17 protein-coding genes and 1 riboswitch are annotated in these 18,913 nt (G+C 41.7%); of the genes, 2 read left to right on the top strand and 15 right to left on the bottom strand.

Annotated features, from left to right (window positions below; all coding sequences use genetic code 11):
• Window positions 1–84: 84 nt before the first annotated feature.
• On the bottom strand, window positions 85–1,263 hold the full coding sequence (locus tag BrL25_RS02725) for a DUF418 domain-containing protein (protein ID WP_018671824.1): 1,179 nt from the start codon (window positions 1,261–1,263) through the stop codon (window positions 85–87).
• A gap of 53 nt (window positions 1,264–1,316) precedes the next feature.
• The gene (locus BrL25_RS02730; protein ID WP_018671825.1) at window positions 1,317–3,578 is read right to left on the bottom strand and encodes a DNA topoisomerase III; all 2,262 of its coding nucleotides are present in this window, start codon (window positions 3,576–3,578) and stop codon (window positions 1,317–1,319) included.
• Window positions 3,579–3,789: 211 nt separating this feature from the next.
• On the opposite strand from BrL25_RS02730, the gene BrL25_RS02735 reads away from it, so the two are divergent.
• Window positions 3,790–4,704, top strand: coding sequence for an NAD(P)/FAD-dependent oxidoreductase (locus BrL25_RS02735; RefSeq protein WP_018671826.1), 915 nt, complete (start codon window positions 3,790–3,792; stop codon window positions 4,702–4,704).
• A 1-nt stretch (window position 4,705) separates the two neighbouring features.
• Complete coding sequence (locus BrL25_RS02740; protein WP_018671827.1) at window positions 4,706–5,188, top strand: NUDIX domain-containing protein; 483 nt, start codon at window positions 4,706–4,708, stop codon at window positions 5,186–5,188.
• Between the two features lie 198 nt (window positions 5,189–5,386).
• On the opposite strand, the gene BrL25_RS26360 is transcribed toward BrL25_RS02740, so the two are convergent.
• From BrL25_RS26360 to BrL25_RS02800, 13 genes are all read right to left on the bottom strand, one after another.
• On the bottom strand, window positions 5,387–5,470 hold the full coding sequence (locus tag BrL25_RS26360) for a putative holin-like toxin (RefSeq protein WP_018671828.1): 84 nt from the start codon (window positions 5,468–5,470) through the stop codon (window positions 5,387–5,389).
• Between the two features lie 136 nt (window positions 5,471–5,606).
• On the bottom strand, window positions 5,607–6,041 hold the full coding sequence (locus BrL25_RS02745; protein ID WP_018671829.1) for a hypothetical protein: 435 nt from the start codon (window positions 6,039–6,041) through the stop codon (window positions 5,607–5,609).
• 253 nt (window positions 6,042–6,294) lie between these two features.
• The gene (locus BrL25_RS02750; RefSeq protein WP_018671830.1) at window positions 6,295–7,545 is read right to left on the bottom strand and encodes a M20 family metallopeptidase; all 1,251 of its coding nucleotides are present in this window, start codon (window positions 7,543–7,545) and stop codon (window positions 6,295–6,297) included.
• Window positions 7,546–7,569: 24 nt separating this feature from the next.
• The gene (locus BrL25_RS02755) at window positions 7,570–8,763 is read right to left on the bottom strand and encodes an amidohydrolase (protein WP_018671831.1); all 1,194 of its coding nucleotides are present in this window, start codon (window positions 8,761–8,763) and stop codon (window positions 7,570–7,572) included.
• Window positions 8,764–8,815: 52 nt separating this feature from the next.
• Complete coding sequence (locus tag BrL25_RS02760) at window positions 8,816–9,115, bottom strand: DUF3899 domain-containing protein (protein WP_018671832.1); 300 nt, start codon at window positions 9,113–9,115, stop codon at window positions 8,816–8,818.
• 190 nt (window positions 9,116–9,305) lie between these two features.
• Entirely contained in the window at window positions 9,306–10,931 is a 1,626-nt protein-coding gene (locus BrL25_RS02765) for a peptide ABC transporter substrate-binding protein (protein ID WP_018671833.1), read from the bottom strand.
• A gap of 33 nt (window positions 10,932–10,964) precedes the next feature.
• Entirely contained in the window at window positions 10,965–11,957 is a 993-nt protein-coding gene (locus BrL25_RS02770; protein ID WP_018671834.1) for an ABC transporter ATP-binding protein, read from the bottom strand.
• Window positions 11,958–11,959: 2 nt separating this feature from the next.
• Window positions 11,960–12,973, bottom strand: a complete 1,014-nt coding sequence (locus BrL25_RS02775; protein WP_018671835.1) for an ABC transporter ATP-binding protein — start codon at window positions 12,971–12,973, stop codon at window positions 11,960–11,962.
• A 15-nt stretch (window positions 12,974–12,988) separates the two neighbouring features.
• Window positions 12,989–13,942 carry an ABC transporter permease gene (locus BrL25_RS02780; RefSeq protein ID WP_018671836.1) on the bottom strand — a complete coding sequence of 318 codons (954 nt, stop codon included), beginning with the start codon at window positions 13,940–13,942 and terminating at the stop codon, window positions 12,989–12,991.
• A gap of 3 nt (window positions 13,943–13,945) precedes the next feature.
• Window positions 13,946–14,872, bottom strand: a complete 927-nt coding sequence (locus BrL25_RS02785) for an ABC transporter permease (RefSeq protein WP_018671837.1) — start codon at window positions 14,870–14,872, stop codon at window positions 13,946–13,948.
• Between the two features lie 193 nt (window positions 14,873–15,065).
• Window positions 15,066–15,167: riboswitch (SAM riboswitch) on the bottom strand.
• Window positions 15,168–15,333: 166 nt separating this feature from the next.
• A complete protein-coding gene (locus BrL25_RS02790) occupies window positions 15,334–16,824 on the bottom strand; it encodes an MFS transporter (protein WP_081621610.1) in 1,491 nt (496 codons plus the stop codon).
• A gap of 45 nt (window positions 16,825–16,869) precedes the next feature.
• Entirely contained in the window at window positions 16,870–17,991 is a 1,122-nt protein-coding gene (locus BrL25_RS02795) for a mandelate racemase/muconate lactonizing enzyme family protein (RefSeq protein WP_018671839.1), read from the bottom strand.
• Between the two features lie 15 nt (window positions 17,992–18,006).
• On the bottom strand, window positions 18,007–18,777 hold the full coding sequence (locus BrL25_RS02800) for a TraR/DksA C4-type zinc finger protein (protein WP_018671840.1): 771 nt from the start codon (window positions 18,775–18,777) through the stop codon (window positions 18,007–18,009).
• Window positions 18,778–18,913 lie beyond the last annotated feature (136 nt).

Raw genomic sequence — 18,913 nt, forward strand, 5'->3', positions numbered from 1 at the left:
GATTTGCTATTTTATTAAAAAAGATAATGTAATTATAGATGATAAAGCAGTAGTTTTCAACTAGTTTTTATAGCCTTCTATTGACTATGATCTACCATGACTTTGTTCTTTCAGCCGTAAAGGCTGCTTTTGCATATAAGTTGCGCATCTCCACAGCCATTCCATTGGTCCAAAAGCGTACTGAGATAACCACCACTTACTAAACATCACCTGTAATAGATAGATCGTAATACAATATATAAATCCAATCCACAGTGGAATACCTGCCGTATTGGGAATAAACAGGGAAAACAATATGACTGTTATCAATGTCTGCAATAAATAATTGGTTAATGCCATTCGTCCCACATATGTAAAACCTTGCATTTTTTCTCGAAAACGTTTGTTTTCCAGCAACAGAACGATAGAAACGAGATAAAAGACAAACAGCGTTTTTCCTGTCAATTGAATGTACTTTTGAATTTCTTCAGACACATAGACATCATGGCTGAAATAATAACGGAACATCGGAATAAATAACAGAATCGTTACTACTAGACTCACGATCTGAGTGATGCGCAATCCACGTTTCCATTCATGGACACGTTGAAAAAAGTTGATCTTTCCTGCACACAATCCCAGCAAAAAAAGTCCTAGTAATTCAGGAATATAGATGATTACATTGAGTATCTGGATTCCACTCAACATTTCATAGCGTTGACTTACTTTTTGTGTATAGTCTTCTAGTCCATTAAACCAAGGAGCTTCCAATAAAACGGTTTGACCTAAATCAACATCACCGGAAAAAGCAAACCAGATAAATAACATAAACAGAGCCATTAAAAAAATACTCCAAACAAACAATGCTGATGCCTTTTGACGATAAAAAAATAACAGTAAAAGTCCCACTAATGCATACATATGTAAAATATCACCATACCACAACAGAAGAAAATGTAAGCATCCCAGAAGGAACAGCACAGTTAGACGCCTGGAAAACAGGGTTCTCATCGCGTATCCCTTCGCTTCTGCTCTACTCATAAATAGATAAAACCCCAATCCAAACAAAAAGGCAAACAAAGAGTAGAATTTTGTCTGGATAAATAAGTCATAGCCAAACCGAAACACTGCATCCATGCCTTGGGTATATCCCCTTGTGTCTAGAGGTTGAATTCCTAGCATAGCTGGGAAGTTCACCAGAAATATACCCAAGATAGCAATGCCTCTAACTGTATCGATCGATGTTATTCGATCGTTAACGGAAATCGGTCTTGCTTGATTCATACATCACACCCCCTTCCTTTCTTGTTTGTTACTTTGCCTTGTTTTATTCTTTTCTACTCAGTAGAATATAGCGCTTCTGTAATCCTTTTCCCTTTCGGTGCTCTTGAGCCTGCCTTTTTATACTCCTTTGCATCCGAAGAAGCTGTTTTTGCTTCAAATTCAAACTGAAATTGTGCTTTCTCCAAATCCCATTTCAAATAGGCATCAAATGTCTTGTCACCTTTTTTAAAGCCTTTCATTAATCCGGTTTTTCCTTCTTCCATCAGTTTTTTTACATTGGTGGCAGACAATGATTTACCAAGTAATTTTTTCGGCAGAGTAATTTTACAACCAGTTTTGTTATACTGATCGCACCCATAGAAATTTCCTTTATCTACAATAGAGCCTTTACAGCCAGCACATATCGCTACCTTTTTACCTACAGTAAACTTGGATGCTTGCTTAGGCATTGCCTCAATATCCATGCCAGTAAAATCCCATGTAGTAGATTGCTCTGTAGCATCCTGAACAATCTTATGAGCAAGTTTTTTGACTTGCTCCATAAACTCCTGCGCAGAAGCCTGTCCCTGTCCAATTTCTGCTAACCGTTGTTCCCAGCGAGCCGTCATCTCTGGAGAGGCGAGAATCTTATCTCCAATGGCATCAATTAAAAGGCTTCCCTTCTCTAAGGCAAATACTTGGTTTTTCTTCACCTCGATATACTTTCGATCTTTTAACATTGTAATAATACCAGCTCGTGTAGCTTCGGTACCTAGTCCCTCCGTTTTAGACAAGACTTTTTCCCACTCACTATTCTCTAAATGCTTACCTGCGGTCTTCATTAGCGTAATTAACTGGCCCTCTGTATAGCGTTTAGGCGGTTGTGTTTTTCCCGCTTTAACTTTTACACGACTTACCTTCCCTATTTCATCCTTTTCAACAGGTGGTAGGAGTTTTTCTTCGTCTTTATCCTTATCGTCCTCTTCTTGACCTTGAAATAAAACCGTTCGCCAGCCTGCTTGTACTTGGCATTTCCCTTTACTTATAAATGTTGCTCGCCCATCCACTAAAGTGGTAATGGTGGTATAGTCAAAAATCGCCGGCTCATAATGGGCAGCAATCAGACGACGTGCCACTAAATCATAGATATGGCGTTCGTCAGCAGAGAGCTTGGACAACTGGGGCACTTGCTCCGTAGGAATAATGGCGTAGTGGTCCGTCACTTTCTTCTCATTCACATAGCGTTTGTTATTCGCTACTGATTGGATTGGTGTAGGAAAGAATGATTGAAACTCCTTCTTTTTAGAGAGCTTGGACAAAATTTCTGGAAAACTCTTGGCTTCTCCCGGTGTAACAAAGCTGGAGTCGGAACGCGGATAGGACAAAAATCCCTTCAAATATAATTGCTGGGCTACATCCAACGTCTTTTTAGGCGAAAACTTAAAAATCTTATTAGCGGTTGCCTGTAAGGAGGAAAGATTAAATAGGAAAGGTGGTAAAAATTCCTTGCGTTCTTTCTTGACCTCCTGTACACTAACAGGCTTTTTCTCACAGAATTGAGCTATGCGAATAGCCATTTGCTCATCAAATAGGCGTGACTCTCCGTTCTTTTGCCAAATACCTTCATATTTCTTTCCTTCTATGTTAAAGGAAGCCATCACTTCCCAAAATGGCTCGGATTTGAAATTGGCAATTTCTTTCTCTCTTTTGACAACGAGCGCTAGAGTAGGTGTTTGTACACGTCCTGCAGAAAACACATCCGAAACACCCTTTTGCTTAAAGAGGATCGTATAAATCCGAGAAGCATTCATACCAATTAGCCAGTCTGCACAGGAGCGACTGTACGCTTCATAATATAGATTACGCGTGTGTGTTTCATCTAATAATTGCTCAAAGCCTTCCACAATTGCACGGTCCGTTAAGGAAGAAATCCATAGTCTTTTCATTGGTTTTTTTACACCAGCAAGCTCTATAGCCGTACGGATAATGAGTTCACCCTCACGCCCTGCGTCCCCCGCATGGATAATTTCTGTGACATCTGTCCGTTTTAGCAATTGTTTAATAATCGTAAATTGCTTGGCCTTTGATCTCATTACCTGATAGCGAAATCGTTCCGGTATCATAGGAAGTGTCTGTATGCTCCATTTTTTCCACGTAGGATTGTATTCTTCGGGTGGAACTAATTCGCAAATATGACCTACAGCCCAAGTCACCAATGCTCCTTTTGGAAATAAGCGATGGGGAGCGATTTCAATATATCCTTGTTGTTTTTTATGTGTAAATGGGCCCGAGAGCTTTGATGCCTGATCAGGTTTTTCAGCGATAATGACTTTCATGTAAATGACTCCCTTTTATCAATAGCTTTATTCTTCTGATCTAGTAAAAAAACTGTTTTCTAGTTTACCGTGTTTTGCCCGCTTATACAATCTTGTGTAGGAGGAATCCTTTGTGGTTTAAGGTCATACTTGCTTAATGTATCCCCCAGCTCAGTGATATTTGTTATAATGAAAAGAAGCAACCATCTTAGCAAGAAGCGGGGGAAATGAAATGAAACGTGTTCAAGTGCTGATCGCAGGCGCTGGGATGGCAGGTATTTCCACTGCGATTTGGTGCAAACGGCTTGGGCTTTCTTGCCTCGTAATAGAAAAAAGCGATACGCTTGGTGGCCAAATTCACTATATTCATAATCGCATCTGGGACCTTCCCCCCAAACTATATGCAAATGGAGAGGAATTGCTGACCGACTTGCGTGAAAGTGTGCAGGTGTTACAAATACCAATTCACTACCAAGAAAGCCTGCGTAGCATTGATTATCAAACAAAAATTATACATACAGATCAAACCTCGTATCAAGCGGATTATATAGTCGTTGCCACAGGAGTGAGTCCTGTTCATTTGCCGCAGCTTGCAGATGTCCCTACCCATGTGTTAGGACCAGAGTTTTCTACATCCTCGGAGGCTCATTTATTAGATCAAAAGGATATTCTGGTTATTGGCGGTGGCGATCGTGCATTAGAAAGTGTTTGTAATCTGTCAGCTTACGCGCGTCATATTTGGCTTGCCGTCCGTAATCATCAGTTTCGTGGCAGACAGGAATGGGTGCAAAAAGCCACTTCATTACCTAACGTGACCATTTGGATGGAAACGGAAGTAAAAGCAACGCAATCGGAAGGCTATAGATGCTCTGTTCACTTACAAACGAATCAGAAAGAGACACGTCGCTTGCAAGTGGACTGGATTTTACCTCGTATTGGTATCGCTGCTAACAGTATGCCAGTGGTCGAATTAGTGGATAAAATGGGCGGATTTTTAACAGTTGATGAGCATTTGCGTACTTCTCATGAATGGGTATACGCCATTGGAGACATTACAAATGGAAGTGATTATGCTAGTCTTTCACTTGCCATCGGTCAGGCTATGAAAACCGCAAAACACATTGCTTTACATGCCAAGGAGGCCTAATATGGACAATTTTTACGATACGACAGGCGTACCCATGACGTTAAGCTTTGATCCAGCGGAATTTCGGGAGGAACAGGCTAAGCACGTCCTCGTTTTTCCTTTTTATCAAGGCAAGCTTTTATTCACCATCCATACTAAACGAGGGTATGAGCTTCCTGGAGGGAAAGTAGAACCTGGTGAATCAAGCATTGCTGCGGCCATTAGAGAGACATATGAAGAGACAGGCTATCACTTATCCTCCATCATTAAAATCGGTCAGTATACGGTCGGAGATTCGATTGTCAAAGATATTTATGTAGCGGAAGCGGAACGACAGGTCGCTACTATTATAGAAGGATCGGTTGGTGGGGCATTTCTCGCTAATGAACTTCCAACTGCCGAGGAGTTGCGCTCAGATGGACGGTATAGTGCTTTTTTAAAAGATGAGGTCTATCCACTGACCATCGCTCGATTACGCGACTTAGGCTACATCGCAAAAATCTGAGCTGAACGTCTTTTAAGGACAGGCTTAGTCACCTTGTCCCTTTTGTGTTAAAATGTAGTTACTTGCATATGGTAATATAGAAAAAGCCGTGAGTGTTGCCGCACTCACAGCCCTCTACAATAGTTGGTTCCCTTCGGTGGATCAGCTCATCAGCAATAGACAAGAAATGACCTCCTGTGCTTTGTGCACAGCATGAGGTCATTTCTTTTTCAGGTAGGTTAACAAAGCTAACAAGAACATCCCAAACATGAACATCAGGGACAGCGCTTGATAAACCTCCATGTTCTCACCCCCTTCTGGCGTATCTTATCTAGGGGTGAGCCGACCACTTTTGAGTTAATAGGCTATTGTAGTAAGGAAAATTATAACATATCCCCATCACAACAGGATTACATTTCTTCGTATTTTTTGAGGAAATTTATTTTTGCGTAATTTTTGTCAGGATTGGCATGAATTTTAATAAAATCAAATCAATGTGATAAAACACCAGACTAGGGGCAACACCAAAAGCTAATAAGGACAAGAATGGTAGTTCAAGCTTTTTAAAAAATATAAGCTCCATCAGAAGTGAAACAAACAAACCACCAATTGCATAAACCACAAGGCTTGACAGGTAAGAAGATTGTTTCTCCACTCGAGCAAGTCCCACCACCCAATCGAACACAAATGAGCTGAACAGTCCGAATGTGATAAATAACAAAAGTACGATTGAATAAATAGATTCAAATCTTAACACCATAGTACGAGATGGGTCAGCTGATTGACCTTGAATTAGCTCATTTATAAAAGTAAATAAGAATGTATAGATAAATGCCGATAGACAGGCAACTATTACTCTCCTGACCAATAACACATACATCACCTCTACAGACCTGAAATGTGAATATTTAAAGTGTTTTTTCCTTTCATCTTAACATCCACCTTTCTAAAAAACAGTAAATTTTACAAATATTTTCTATACCCTTCCACTTTGCGTGTTCTAACTTTAGAAAAAGAAATCTAATTGGTAGTCTACTTGTATTATTGAATTATAATGAAATACCTACGATTTCCCAATTCAGGAATAGCCTATAGATACAAAAAAGCAGGAGCTGCCCCCCAGCCGTTTACGACTGTTGAGCTAACTCCTGTTTTCGTTGAGAGAACTCCTGTTTAATCTCTGTTAACACAGCCTCATTCGTCAGTAAAGTAAAACCTGTCAAAGCCAATACCTTAGCGCCAACGATCAGTGCTGCGTCACCCTCCGAGGATTTGGCAGCTTCACGAAACGCATCTGTATGGCAAACCAGCTCTTCTGACCCAATCTTAATGTATGGATGAATAGTTGGAACTACATAACTGATGTTTCCTGCATCGGTAGAACCTAGTCCAGCCTGATGTCGAGTATCGACCGTATAACCAAACCGTTCCATTTGCGCTTGAAACACTCCATCGAATGTTCGATTTAGCACCATATCATCTACTTCATTTTGAAAAGCGATAATATTGACTGTCGCGCCTGTCATAGATGCCGCTCCTTGAGCGATGTGCTTGATGCGTTCCGTCACTTCCAAGCATCTATGACGCGTAGCCGCACGAATATAAAACCTAGCCTTAGCATATTCAGGTACAATATTAGGTGCGTCACCACCATGGGTAATGATTCCATGAATGCGAACATCCGCAGTCACATGCTGACGTAGGGCATTGATCCCATTGAACAATTGAATGACTGCATCTAGTGCGTTAATTCCTTCTTCTGGTGCAGCCGCTGCGTGAGCCGCCTTCCCGATAAATTCAAAATCAAGAGGGATGACAGCAAGGGTTGTCCCCGTAATACGATTGTGGCTAAATGGGTGCACCATCATACATGCGTCAATCCCTGTCAGCAAGTGATGTTTAACAAAGCTACCTTTTGCACTACCGTTTGGACCGCCCTCCTCTGCCGGCGTTCCTAGCACTACAACCTCTCCCCCAGTCTCTTGAAGGGTTTCACCCAACGCAATGGCTGCAAGCACACTTGTTGTACCGATAATATTATGTCCACACGCATGACCTAGACCTGGTAGAGCATCATATTCAGCTAAATAACCAATAGTAGGTCCTGTTTTCTGCCCTAACTTTTTACGTGCAAGAAAAGCTGTAGCATGACCAGCCACCCCTTTTTCTATCTGAAAGCCCGCCTCTTCCAATAAAGTAGTTAACAACCCTTGCGCATACACTTCCTCATTGCCAATCTCTGGATGCTCATGAATGGCATGACTAACAGAAATAAATTGCTGCTTGTTTTGTTCTACGTAGGTAATGATTCTATTTTCCAACTCTGACTGAGTTACATTCGTCCCCACTTGGATGCCCTTTGTCTGATCTACTGTCATAATAATCCACCTGCTTCATTTTGCTTATTTTTCTACACGTTCATACACCACTTCGCCATTGATAAATGTCTTTTCTACTTTGTTTTGTATTTGAAACGGATGTCCACTCCAAATAACCACATCAGCATCCTTCCCAACCTCCAAAGAGCCAACACGGTCTTCTACACCCAGATGTTGGGCAGCATGTAGTGTGATGGCTTGCCATGCTAACGCTTCATCCAAACCATCGCTTACGGCGTGAGCTACACTCGTCACTAAGTACTCAATTCCTACCACAGGATGATCTGTGGTAATGCTAAAAGGTACACCTGCTTCTGCTAAGGCAAGGTGTGTATGGAAGCCTTTATCTGCTAGCTCAATTTTGGACCGCGAGGAAAGAGTAGGTCCCACGGAAACGCGAACCCCTTTTTCTAGTAAGAAATCCGTGATTTTATGCCCTTCTGTGCAATGCTCTATTGTGATTTCAATATCAAATTCCTCCGCTAAACGAAGTGCTGTTACAATATCATCAGCACGATGAGCATGAGCACGTAGGGGAATCTCTCGCTTCAACACCTTTACTAGATTTTCTAGGCCTAAATCTCGTTTCACGGCTTCTCCTTTTTCTTTAGATTCCAAATATTCTTTCGCTTTAATAAATTCTTGTCGGAACAATGCAGCAGTCCCCATGCGCGTAACAGGTGCCTTGTCTTTAGCGCCAAAGACACGCTTGGGATTTTCACCGAAAGCTGCTTTCATTCCAGACGGCTCTCGCACAATCATTTGATCTACAATCGTACCAACCGTCTTGAGGACAACCATCTCGCCACCAATTACATTAGCGCTACCTGGCATGGATTGAACAGTTGTTACACCTGCTTTTCGAGCCTCAAGAAAACCTCTCTCAAAAGGATTAATTCCATCTAATGCTCTCACATAAGGTGTCACTGGGGAGCTCGTCTCATTATAGTCATGCCCTTCCCTTCCGATACCTTCCTCATGGACACCAAGATGGGTATGTACATCAATGATTCCTGGTGTAACATACTTACCTTCTGCGTTGATGGTAACTACCTCTTTATATTGATTTTTTATCTGATTGATTTGCTCTGCAACCTCTTCTGTTGTACCTACCGCCTTAATTTTGCCTTCTGCCAATAAAATGGTACCTGAATCAATTTGCTGTCCATCACCCAAGATGATTGTTGCGTTCGTAATGATAGTTACTGTTGCTGACATATGTATACTCCCCTTTTCATTAAAATTTTTGCTCCATTTTTACTATATGGTGTCATGACAACTGGATGCCAGCCCAAATCAGAGACAGAATGATCAGAAGCATTCCTACCGCTAACAGGAGCACCATCAGTTGTCTTGCTCGTTTTCTTTTCCATTCTTGCAGGTTTGTATCCTCTGCAAGCTGTGCATCAATTTGCTGAAGTGCCTTGGATTTTTTAAATAAGGTGCTACCTAATAGGTAAAATCCCTTCATAAACGTAGCAAAAAAATTGGTTAACCATACATAAATAATCGCTCCTCCCAGCACCAGGAGTAAGCCTGTTAGAAACATCGTATCCATAATTGTATCCATAGCAATTCTCCTTTACTGGTGAACCCTCTTACTTTCCTGATGCTCTTATGAACCAAGCTGGTGTTATATAGCGTAGTGACTTTGCAGCATGTGATTTTATTGAAAAAAGGGTCCGCTCCTCTTGAGGCAGGAGCAGACCTAAGATGTCAGGTATACGTATAGAAACAAATTACTACAAACTAGCCCCTTGTTACTCTGCTACTTTTTTAGCCCAACGCAAGTCTGGAGTCTTATACACGCTGTATGTTACATCCTTCAATGCTTTGGTATTCAAATAGTTTTGTGAATAGAAGAAGAGTGGAAGCACAGGCAAGTCTTGCATGAAAATATCTTCAGCCTCATGTAAGTATTGATTACGCTTTGCTTCATCTTGCTCCACTTTTGCTTTTTCCATTAACGCGTCAAATTTCGGATTTACCCATTTGGCTTGATTATTCGGACTCTCGCCTAAATAGTAATCGAGCATTGCAACAGGATCAAGGAAAGAACCAATCCAGCCCATACGAGCCATTTGGAAGTTACTTTGTTTGTAGGTATCAATGTACGTTTTCCACTCTTGGTTTTCCAGCTTCACATCGACGCCAAGATTAGTTGTAAACATTTGTTGTAGGGCTTCCGCTACCTTTTTATGGTTTTGCGCATTGTTGTACTTCAATGTGACCGTAGGCAGTTTACTCCATCCCTCTTCCTTCATCCCTTCAGCTAATAGCGTCTTCGCTTCGGTTGGATCAAACGTGAAATAGGTTGGCTTTTCTCCACGGAAGTCAGTACCGGCTGTTTTAACACCCTGTGGCACATAAGCATATGCTGGTGTCTCACCTGCTTTCGTCACATTTTTCGTCAATTGATCACGATCAACAGCCAAGGCAAATGCGCGACGGATTTTAGCATTGGTAAACGGCTCCTGTGTCACATTAAAAGTATACAAATAAGTTCCGAATTTAGGTAAACTTACATATTCTTCATTATTCTTTTCTTGGTCGATAGCATCGATCGGCAACGTATCAATGATATCTAGCTCACCTGTTTTGTACATTTGGTAGTAAGTAGTTGCATCTGGCACCATTTTAAAATTCAGTGTATCCATACTGATATTAGCTTTGTTCCAATAGGATTCACTCTTTGTTAATGTTAGTTGACTGTCATGTTGCCAGCTAGCTAATTTATAAGCTCCATTGGATACTAGTGTACTTGCTTCTGCTACCCAATTTTTATTTCCTTCTATAACCTTTTGATTTACGGGGAAGTAGACATTGTTCATCATTACTTTTGGGAAATAGGAAGTAGGTGCGTTCAGCTCCACTACCAGTGTTTTATCGTCAGTTGCTTTTACTTTGACATCTTCTACTTTCCCTTCCCCTTTATTATAAGCCTCTGCACCTTTTATGTAGTACAAATAAAATGCATTAGTAGCTCCCGTCTCTTTATTTAAGACACGTTTCCAGGAATATTCATAGTCCTTGGCTGTAACAGCATCACCATTTGACCACTTGGCGTCGTCACGAATGGTGAATGTATAGGTTTTTCCGTCTGGAGATATCTCTACTTTTTTAGCAGCCCCTTCTACCACATTTCCTTCTTTATCAAAGGCATATAGGCCCTCATAAAGATGATCGATAATCCAAAAAGATTTCGTATCCGTAGCAATAGCAGGATCAAGTGAGTATGGCTCACCTGCCAAATTGGCTGTCAATTCTTGTTTAACACCTGCTCCTGATTCAGGCGTACCTGCAGTACCTGTTTGATTTCCACAAGCAGTCAAAGTGGGTACTAGGAATAATAGCATAGCTAACGCTGGCGATAATAGCTTTTTCAATGATGGTTCCTCCTCGTCTATCTCTCTCTTTTCTTAATGGTGCAAGTAGCAAGCCGTCCAGTGATCCGGCTTCACCTCCCTCCACTCTGGTTTGGCTTCTCTACAGATCGGCATTGCATCTGGACATCTAGTTGAAAACGGACATCCGATCGGTGGCTGCAACGGGCTTGGTAGCTCGCCTGTTAACACGATACGTTCTTTCTTTGCTTTTTCTGTTGTAGATGACACTGGAATCGCTGACAACAATGCTTGTGTGTATGGATGAAGTGGCTCGTGAAATAATGTCTCACTATCTGCAACCTCCATCATTTGACCTAAATACATAACACCGATCCGATCGCTGATATGCTTCACCATCGCCAAATCATGTGCGATGAATAGATAGGTAAGTCCTTGTTCCTGTTGTAAATCTTCTAATAAATTGACAATCTGTGCCTGAATGGAAACATCTAAGGCGGAGATTGGTTCGTCTGCCACAATAAAAGTAGGCTCTACTGCTAATGCTCGGGCTATCCCGATTCGCTGTCTTTGGCCCCCACTAAATTCGTGAGGATATCGTTTTGCATGTTCTGGTCGCAAGCCCACCTTTTCTAACAGCTCATAGATACGCTCGGTACGTTTTGCTCCTTTCGCAATGCCATAGGCGTCCATTCCCTCTCCGATTATGTCACCCACTCGCATACGTGGATTTAAGGAGGAGTATGGGTCCTGAAAAATCATTTGCATATTCCGATTGAATTCACGCTTTTCCTGTCGACTATAGGTTGTAATGTCTTTACCCGCAAAGTGAATTTGTCCATCTGTAGGCTGATACAATCCGACCGCTGTGCGTCCCAGCGTTGATTTCCCACTCCCACTTTCCCCCACCAGACCAAAGGTTTCACCCGCTTTAATGGACAACGTAATGTCATCAACCGATTTCACCGTTTGATCAGAGCCTAAAGAAAAGTATTTTTTTACGTTACGTAGTTCTAATAGAGTTTCGGATTGTTCTCTATCTTCTGTAATCTCTAGGTTTCGTACCATTCTTAAGCCCTCCCTGCTGCTCTGAATTCTTGTTGTCGTGGAGACCTTGGGTCATGTAACCAGCAGTTCGCCTGATGCGTAGATGAAAATGAAGTCGTCTGTGGTAGATGATCCACGCAAATTTCCATCGCATATGGACATCGAGGAGCGAATGGACATCCTTTTGGCGGAGCAAATAAATCTGGCGGAGCTCCATCAATCGGAACTAATCTATGCTTCCCAGCTCGATCCAGCTTTGGTACCGAGTCTAGCAGCCCTTTTGTATACGGATGGCTAGGCGATTCAAATAACTCCTCGGCTGTCCCCGTTTCTACGATTTTACCTGCATACATTACTACAACTCGCTGTGCCATTTCTGCAACGACCCCTAAATCATGAGTAATCATAATGATCGAAGTATTGGTTTTTTGTTGTAATTCAAGCAGTAAATCAAGAATTTGCGCTTGTATAGTCACGTCTAATGCAGTCGTTGGCTCATCAGCGATCAATAGCTGTGGGCTACAGGCAATCGCAATCGCAATTACGACCCGCTGACGCATTCCTCCCGAAAATTCATGCGGGTACTGATGATACCGCTTCTCTGCTTCTGGGATACCCACTTGGCGCAACAGATCGATCGTCTTTTGGTGTGCCGCTTGTAGGGATAGACCTTGGTGCTTTACGAGGCCCTCTGCGATTTGCTTGCCGATTTTCATTGTAGGATTTAGTGACGTCATCGGATCTTGAAACACCATACCTATTTTGGAACCTCTGATCTCCTGCAATGCCTTTTTGGACAAACCTGTCATTTCCTGTCCAGCAAAGCGAATAGAGCCTTCCGTTCTAATACCATTTCCTTCCTTTACCATCCCCATGATTGCCTGTGCTGTAACTGATTTGCCACAGCCACTCTCACCAACGATGGCTACCACCTCTCCTTTATCCACATAAAACGAAATCCCACGAACAGCCTTAACCTCACCGCCATATGTCTTAAAACCAACTTGCAGCTCATTTATCTCTAGCAAATGTTTCATGATTATCCCTCCCCTCTATTTTTTATTTTTAGGATCAAGTGCATCTTGTAAGCCATCTCCGAAAGCATTAAAGGCAAACATGGTTAGTGAAATAAATAATCCCGGGAAAAACAGTCTCCACCACTGACCATTTAAAATAACCCCAATACCATCGTTAGCCATTGTTCCCCAGCTAGCACTAGGTGCTTGTACTCCTAAACCTAGAAAACTTAAAAACGATTCAGCAAAGATAGCCTGTGGTATCGTAAAGGTCAGGTTCACTATGATAATTCCTAAAGCATTGGGCAACAGATGCTTCCAAATAATTTTGACGTGAGAGGTTCCTAGTTTTTCTGCTGCTAGGACAAATTCTTGCTGTTTTAGCTGCAATACTTGACCACGTACTAAGCGAGCCATACCAACCCACCCTGTCACGGAAAGCGCAATAATGATAGTAGACAGCCCTGGTTCTAAGACCACCATCAATAAAATGACAACCAACAAATAAGGAATGCCATACAAAACCTCGACAATACGCATTAGGAAGCTGTCAATTCGATCCCCTACCTTGCCGCGTCCTGCCATATAACCGGAGACTCCCCCCACTGCTACACCAATCAATAAATCGATGGTTGCTGCTATACAACCGATAAAGAGAGAAATCTGTCCACCTGCCCAGGTACGTGCCCACATATCACGTCCCAAATCATCTGTTCCGAACCAATGAGTGTTGGAAGGCTTGAGATTTCCAAGCGTCAAATCTTGCTTTTCTGGACTAAAAGCTACAAGATGAGGACCGATCAACGAAAGCATAACCACAAGAATCAATAAGCTAAAACCAAGCATCGCTAGCTTGTTTTGTATGATTTTTCGCAGTATTTCTTTCCCATAGCTTAAGCTGGGTCGATCAATTCGATTCTCTTCAAAAACTCGCTTATCAACAGGTCGAAAAAGATGATCTTGTTCAGAATGGAATGAAGATTGCGCCATCTATTAGTCCCCCTTGCTCGTTAGCTTAATTCTTGGGTCCACCAGTCGATAAGACACATCGATCAAAAACAACGACAAGATCAGGACCATGCTATAAAAAACAGTTGTTCCCATTACAACTGGATAATCACGATTAAAGATGCCATCTACGAAATACTTGCCAATACCTGGGATAGCAAAAATTTTCTCAACCACAAACGTACCTGTAATCAGCGCTGCAAACAACGGCCCGATAAATGTCAAAACAGGTATCAATGCATTACGAATTCCGTGCTTAACCACTATCGCAAACGTAGGTAAGCCTTTTGCCTCTGCCGTCTTCATGTAATTCTGACTAAAGACTTCAAGCATACTAGCACGGACAAATCGGGCGATGATAGCCATTGGACCGACCGCCAACGTAACAGACGGCAGGATTGAGTGTTTCCACGATCCCCAGGAGGCAGCCGGCAAGAGCTTCCACTCAACCGCAACCAATTTGATTAGCAGTGGAGCCAAAATGAAGCTTGGGACAGAAATCCCAATGATAGCGATAAACATCGAAACGTAATCTAGCCATTTGTTATGATAAAGAGCTGCGATTATTCCTAAGGAAATACCAAACGATAAGGCTAAGAATAACGATTGTAATCCTAGCGTAGCCGAAACAGGAAATCCTGAAGCAATCAATGCGTTTACATCACGTGATTTTGATTGTATAGATGGTCCTAAATCAAACTGCGCCAAATCCTTTAGATATAACAAATATTGTTGGGCAATTGGTTTATCCAGATTATATTTTTCTCGCATATTTTGGACTACATCTGCTGGTAGCATTTGCGAATCAGTAGCAAACGGATCACCCGGTATCAGTTGCATAATGATAAAGGTTAGTGTCACGATAATCCATAATGTAATCAGCATGGTACATATTCTTTTTAACAGATACATGCCTAGTTTCCCCCGCTTCTCTCTAATACCTTATTTTTTATATCGGAATACTTGGTTATATGCTTGTAAGGATACATTTTTCCATCTGCTATCGCCCTTTGCTATTTGTATTTCCGTATTTTATGTGAAAAACGTATGCAAAAAAGCCCTTCTCTCTAAGAAGAAGGGCTTCATGTATATGTATGTGCCATTCTTCTTATCTCTCAGAAATACTTCTGCTGGATTTAGCACCTTTTGAATGAATCAAGGTTGCCGGGTTTCATAGGGCCAGTCCCTCCACCGCTCTTGATAAGAAGTTGTATAAAGTTATCGGATCAATTTATAAATTATCATATCATCGTTACTAGGAATGTCAATAGAGTCACGCCAGTTTTTACATTTGTTTATTTTTGTTAGCGGTAATTTTTTTATACAGCAATATCTTATAAACAAAAAAACCCCCAAATCTGGAGGCTAATCACCTATTTCGATTTCTCTTTTTCTTTTTTGGTAAGCAGCTTCTCAAATAGATCTGTCGGGTCCAATCCCAGTTCTTTTTTTAACTGCCCCTGTTTTTGTTCTTCTTTTGTTTCCTCCCGCATTTCTAACAACACCGTAATCTCATCCAAAGCCTTTTGATCCACTAAGCTCTTGTCCTTTGAGGAAGTTTCGCTCTCGCTGTTAGAACCTGCTGATTCTATCGAAGCGCCCGAATTCCCAACTGCTGAAGATTCTTTTTTTGCAGTTCCTTCCTCCGTAGCATCTTGTGAATTGGTGTCTTTTTGTGGCGTGATAGTAAAAAATGCAATTATAGCGAATAGTAACGTGACGGAAGCAATCGAATAAAACATGACACCCGTCGAAAATCCCAATAACCATGTAAAAATCGGCGGCCCCAGCGCTACTCCAATAAAGCGGACACCATTATACAAAGACGTAATCATCCCACGCTCTGTCTTTGTAACCGCCCCAATGATCATGGAATTGAGGCAGGGTAGAATCATTCCTGTTCCCACGCTACCAAATACAAGAATCCCAATTAAGAAATAAACGTTAGAAACAAAGCTTGCCCCAACATAGGAGATGGTAAGTAAGAGCATCCCTGCAATAATAAAGAAGCGCATCACAGTTAATCTCTTTTTAATAATAGCCCCTGTGATAAATGCCATGATACTCATAGCCAGCAAGGGAATAGCTAAAAAAGCACCTTTTAACACACCATCAATTTGATAGGTCTCTTCCAGTAAATCGGATAGATAAAAAAGCACACCAAATAACGTAGACAAGCATATGCTACCAATAAAAAAGGCTGGGATTAACCATTTTCCATTTTGTTTAAATACCTTGCCAATCGAACCAAGATACTCTTTAACTGACAAAGGCTGCTTATTTTGTTTCTTTTCTTTTACTAATAACAAAAAAATGGTTAGTACCACAGCACAAATGACCGGAAATGCCAAAAAGACTGCGTACCATGTCCATAAAGCGAATAAAGAGCCTAAAATTGGACTTAGCACTTTACCCAATCCGTTAGAGGTTTCCAATAATCCAAGCGCTTTACTTTCGGATGCACCATCAAATAAGTCTCCTACTAACGCCATGGCAATAGGTGATGTTCCCGCCGCACCTATCCCCTGTAATACCCTGCCTAAAATAATCAACCAATAGGGATTGGTTAACCATAATGACGCTAACCCAGCAAGCAATCCGCCTGCTCCATATAACGTTAAAGCAATCGTTATAACCACTTTGCGATTGAATCGGTCAGATAGATAACCCGCCAGTGGAATAATGATCCCGGCAGCAATAGAAAAAGCTGTAATTAAAAAGCTGGTTTGAAAAGAAGTTAGGTGTAATTGTGTTTTCATTGTTGGTAATATGGGAATTAACATCGAATTGCCAAGTACCATAACCAGCGGAACACCTGTTAATCCTATGAGGTTTTTCGTGTTATTTTGCGCTTGAGCCATCATACGTCCTCTTTTCTTAAACGATCAACGTAATCATGAAATGATAACTTAGGCCTGATATATACTACCATCCCAGCTATAGTGAGCTAGGATATCCGTATCGATCTCTATACCAAGTCCCACTCCTTTTGGCAACGTAACCACTCCTTGATGTGGTGAGAGAGGAATTAATTGGGTAAAAGGGTTCTCCATAATATCCCACTCAACAGGTTCTATTTCATCTCCTGTCATCTTGCTCCATGCAGGCAGGCAGGCCTGCGCAAATAATGCATGCAACCGTGTTAAGGCACCATCAAATACATGTGGAGAAACACGATAGCCAAAACTACGTACGGTTACTAGCGTATGACGATACCCGTCGATCCCATCCTCATGCATCGGGTCAGGTTGGGCTATATCAATCGCTCCGATCTGGCATAGGCTGTGAAAAGCCTTTACATTTAAGATATTTTCCCCACCTGCTAATGGAATGGGTAGCTTAGACCGCAATAAAACATAATCATGTAGGCGATCCATGGGCATGGGCTCCTCTAGCCACAACAAATTCCCCCATTTTAAAAAAAGTTGCTGCCATGCTCCTACACTAGCCACATCATAGCTCTGATTTGCATCCAGGGCAAAAGACATTTGGGAGTCGAGCTTAGCCATTAAGAGTTGTACGTGAGCTTGATCCTCTTTGATTGTTCTCCCACCAATTTTAATTTTTGCCATCTGAAAACCATCCAGTACGGCCTGTTCCACTTGTTTATAAGATTGCTGTTCCCAGTAAGGTGTATCCCGATACGATTGTAGCGAAGCATAGACGGGTATTGTGTCACGCCACATCCCTCCATATAGATCGCTTATGGATAGTCCCCCACTCTTACTCACAATCTCCATCAAGGCCATACTAACGCCGGTAGCAGCTCGTTGATGCCACTTTTTCACAACTGTGACCAGTTTATTTCGATCCGTTGCCTGCTTGCCAATTAAGTAAGGAATGATTCGTTTGCGAAAGCCTACTTCCAGCGTAGGTAGCCAATCAATACATTCTCCCCAGCCTTCCAAACCAGAGCTTGTCACAATTTTAATCATGTAACAGGAACGATACTTTTTGTAGCCATTTGCATCGCCATAAGGCTCACGTAACCTGTGGAGGCAGGGGTATGTTTCAATCCGCTCTATAATCAACTAAATACCTCCATCTTACAAGTTGCTAAGATCATCATCCGCTTCCTGCTTGGCCAAGTCGTCTAAATACTGGTCATACGATACGACTAAACCTTTTCCCTCGTTTTGATCCATGTAACGATCATACGTACGGCTCCGCATAAAATGAACACTGTCTGGTCCATGGTAGCCATACATATCGGTGTAGCCTATCTGTTCCACGGCTTCTACATAACCATCAGCTTCATCTGACTCAATATACATCTGGTTATAATCTGTTTTATCCGTGTCTTGAAAAGAAAAGGGAGTACTGGAGGTTCCCCATGACTCAACAATCTGCCATGCATCTTCACCATCAAAGAAATTTGCTTCTTTTTCATCCATCGAAGTTCGTCCAAAGGCCGGTTCCATAAACCGCTCCTCAATTGGACGCTGATTGTTTACAGCAGGAGCTGGGGCATGTTCTTTGCATGTAAGTGCTTGTGGTAATGCTTCTAATCTTTCGGTTGGAATTTCTTTTCCACAGACTGTACAAATTCCATATGTCCCCGCATTTATATGCTCTAGTGCTTGATCTATTTCGCCTAATGTTTCGCGATCCAGTTGGTACAAGGCGATATCTTTTTCCCGCTCAAATAATTCAGAAGCAACATCGGCAGGATGATTATCATAAGTGGAAAGCTCAGAGGTAGTTTCACCCATAGCGCTTTTCATACCATAGTGATCGTTTTCCTCTAAACGTTTTGTTATGCTCTCCTTCTCATCAAGGAGTCTCTCCTTTGCATGAGCCAGCATCTGTTTATCCATCTGGGCACCATCCTAACTTAAAAGTGTAGAGCTCTCTCGTTTTGGTAGTATGCCCCACAAAAAAACGTTCTTACTAGGGAATTTTTTTCCCTAATAAGAACGTTCTTTGTAAAATCAATAAAATTGGTATTTGTAA

It is taken from the genome of Brevibacillus laterosporus DSM 25 (assembly GCF_002706795.1).
Taxonomy (GTDB): domain Bacteria; phylum Bacillota; class Bacilli; order Brevibacillales; family Brevibacillaceae; genus Brevibacillus_B; species Brevibacillus_B laterosporus.

Coding starts and splice junctions, on each gene's coding strand:
- BrL25_RS02725 (WP_018671824.1), bottom strand. CDS start 1,263: ATGAATCAAGCAAGACCGATTTCCGTTAACGATCGAATAACATCGATC.
- BrL25_RS02730 (WP_018671825.1), bottom strand. CDS start 3,578: ATGAAAGTCATTATCGCTGAAAAACCTGATCAGGCATCAAAGCTCTCG.
- BrL25_RS02735 (WP_018671826.1), top strand. CDS start 3,790: ATGAAACGTGTTCAAGTGCTGATCGCAGGCGCTGGGATGGCAGGTATT.
- BrL25_RS02740 (WP_018671827.1), top strand. CDS start 4,706: ATGGACAATTTTTACGATACGACAGGCGTACCCATGACGTTAAGCTTT.
- BrL25_RS26360 (WP_018671828.1), bottom strand. CDS start 5,470: ATGGAGGTTTATCAAGCGCTGTCCCTGATGTTCATGTTTGGGATGTTC.
- BrL25_RS02750 (WP_018671830.1), bottom strand. CDS start 7,545: ATGACAGTAGATCAGACAAAGGGCATCCAAGTGGGGACGAATGTAACT.
- BrL25_RS02755 (WP_018671831.1), bottom strand. CDS start 8,763: ATGTCAGCAACAGTAACTATCATTACGAACGCAACAATCATCTTGGGT.
- BrL25_RS02760 (WP_018671832.1), bottom strand. CDS start 9,115: ATGGATACAATTATGGATACGATGTTTCTAACAGGCTTACTCCTGGTG.
- BrL25_RS02770 (WP_018671834.1), bottom strand. CDS start 11,957: ATGGTACGAAACCTAGAGATTACAGAAGATAGAGAACAATCCGAAACT.
- BrL25_RS02775 (WP_018671835.1), bottom strand. CDS start 12,973: ATGAAACATTTGCTAGAGATAAATGAGCTGCAAGTTGGTTTTAAGACA.
- BrL25_RS02780 (WP_018671836.1), bottom strand. CDS start 13,942: ATGGCGCAATCTTCATTCCATTCTGAACAAGATCATCTTTTTCGACCT.
- BrL25_RS02785 (WP_018671837.1), bottom strand. CDS start 14,872: ATGTATCTGTTAAAAAGAATATGTACCATGCTGATTACATTATGGATT.
- BrL25_RS02790 (WP_081621610.1), bottom strand. CDS start 16,824: ATGATGGCTCAAGCGCAAAATAACACGAAAAACCTCATAGGATTAACA.
- BrL25_RS02800 (WP_018671840.1), bottom strand. CDS start 18,777: ATGGATAAACAGATGCTGGCTCATGCAAAGGAGAGACTCCTTGATGAG.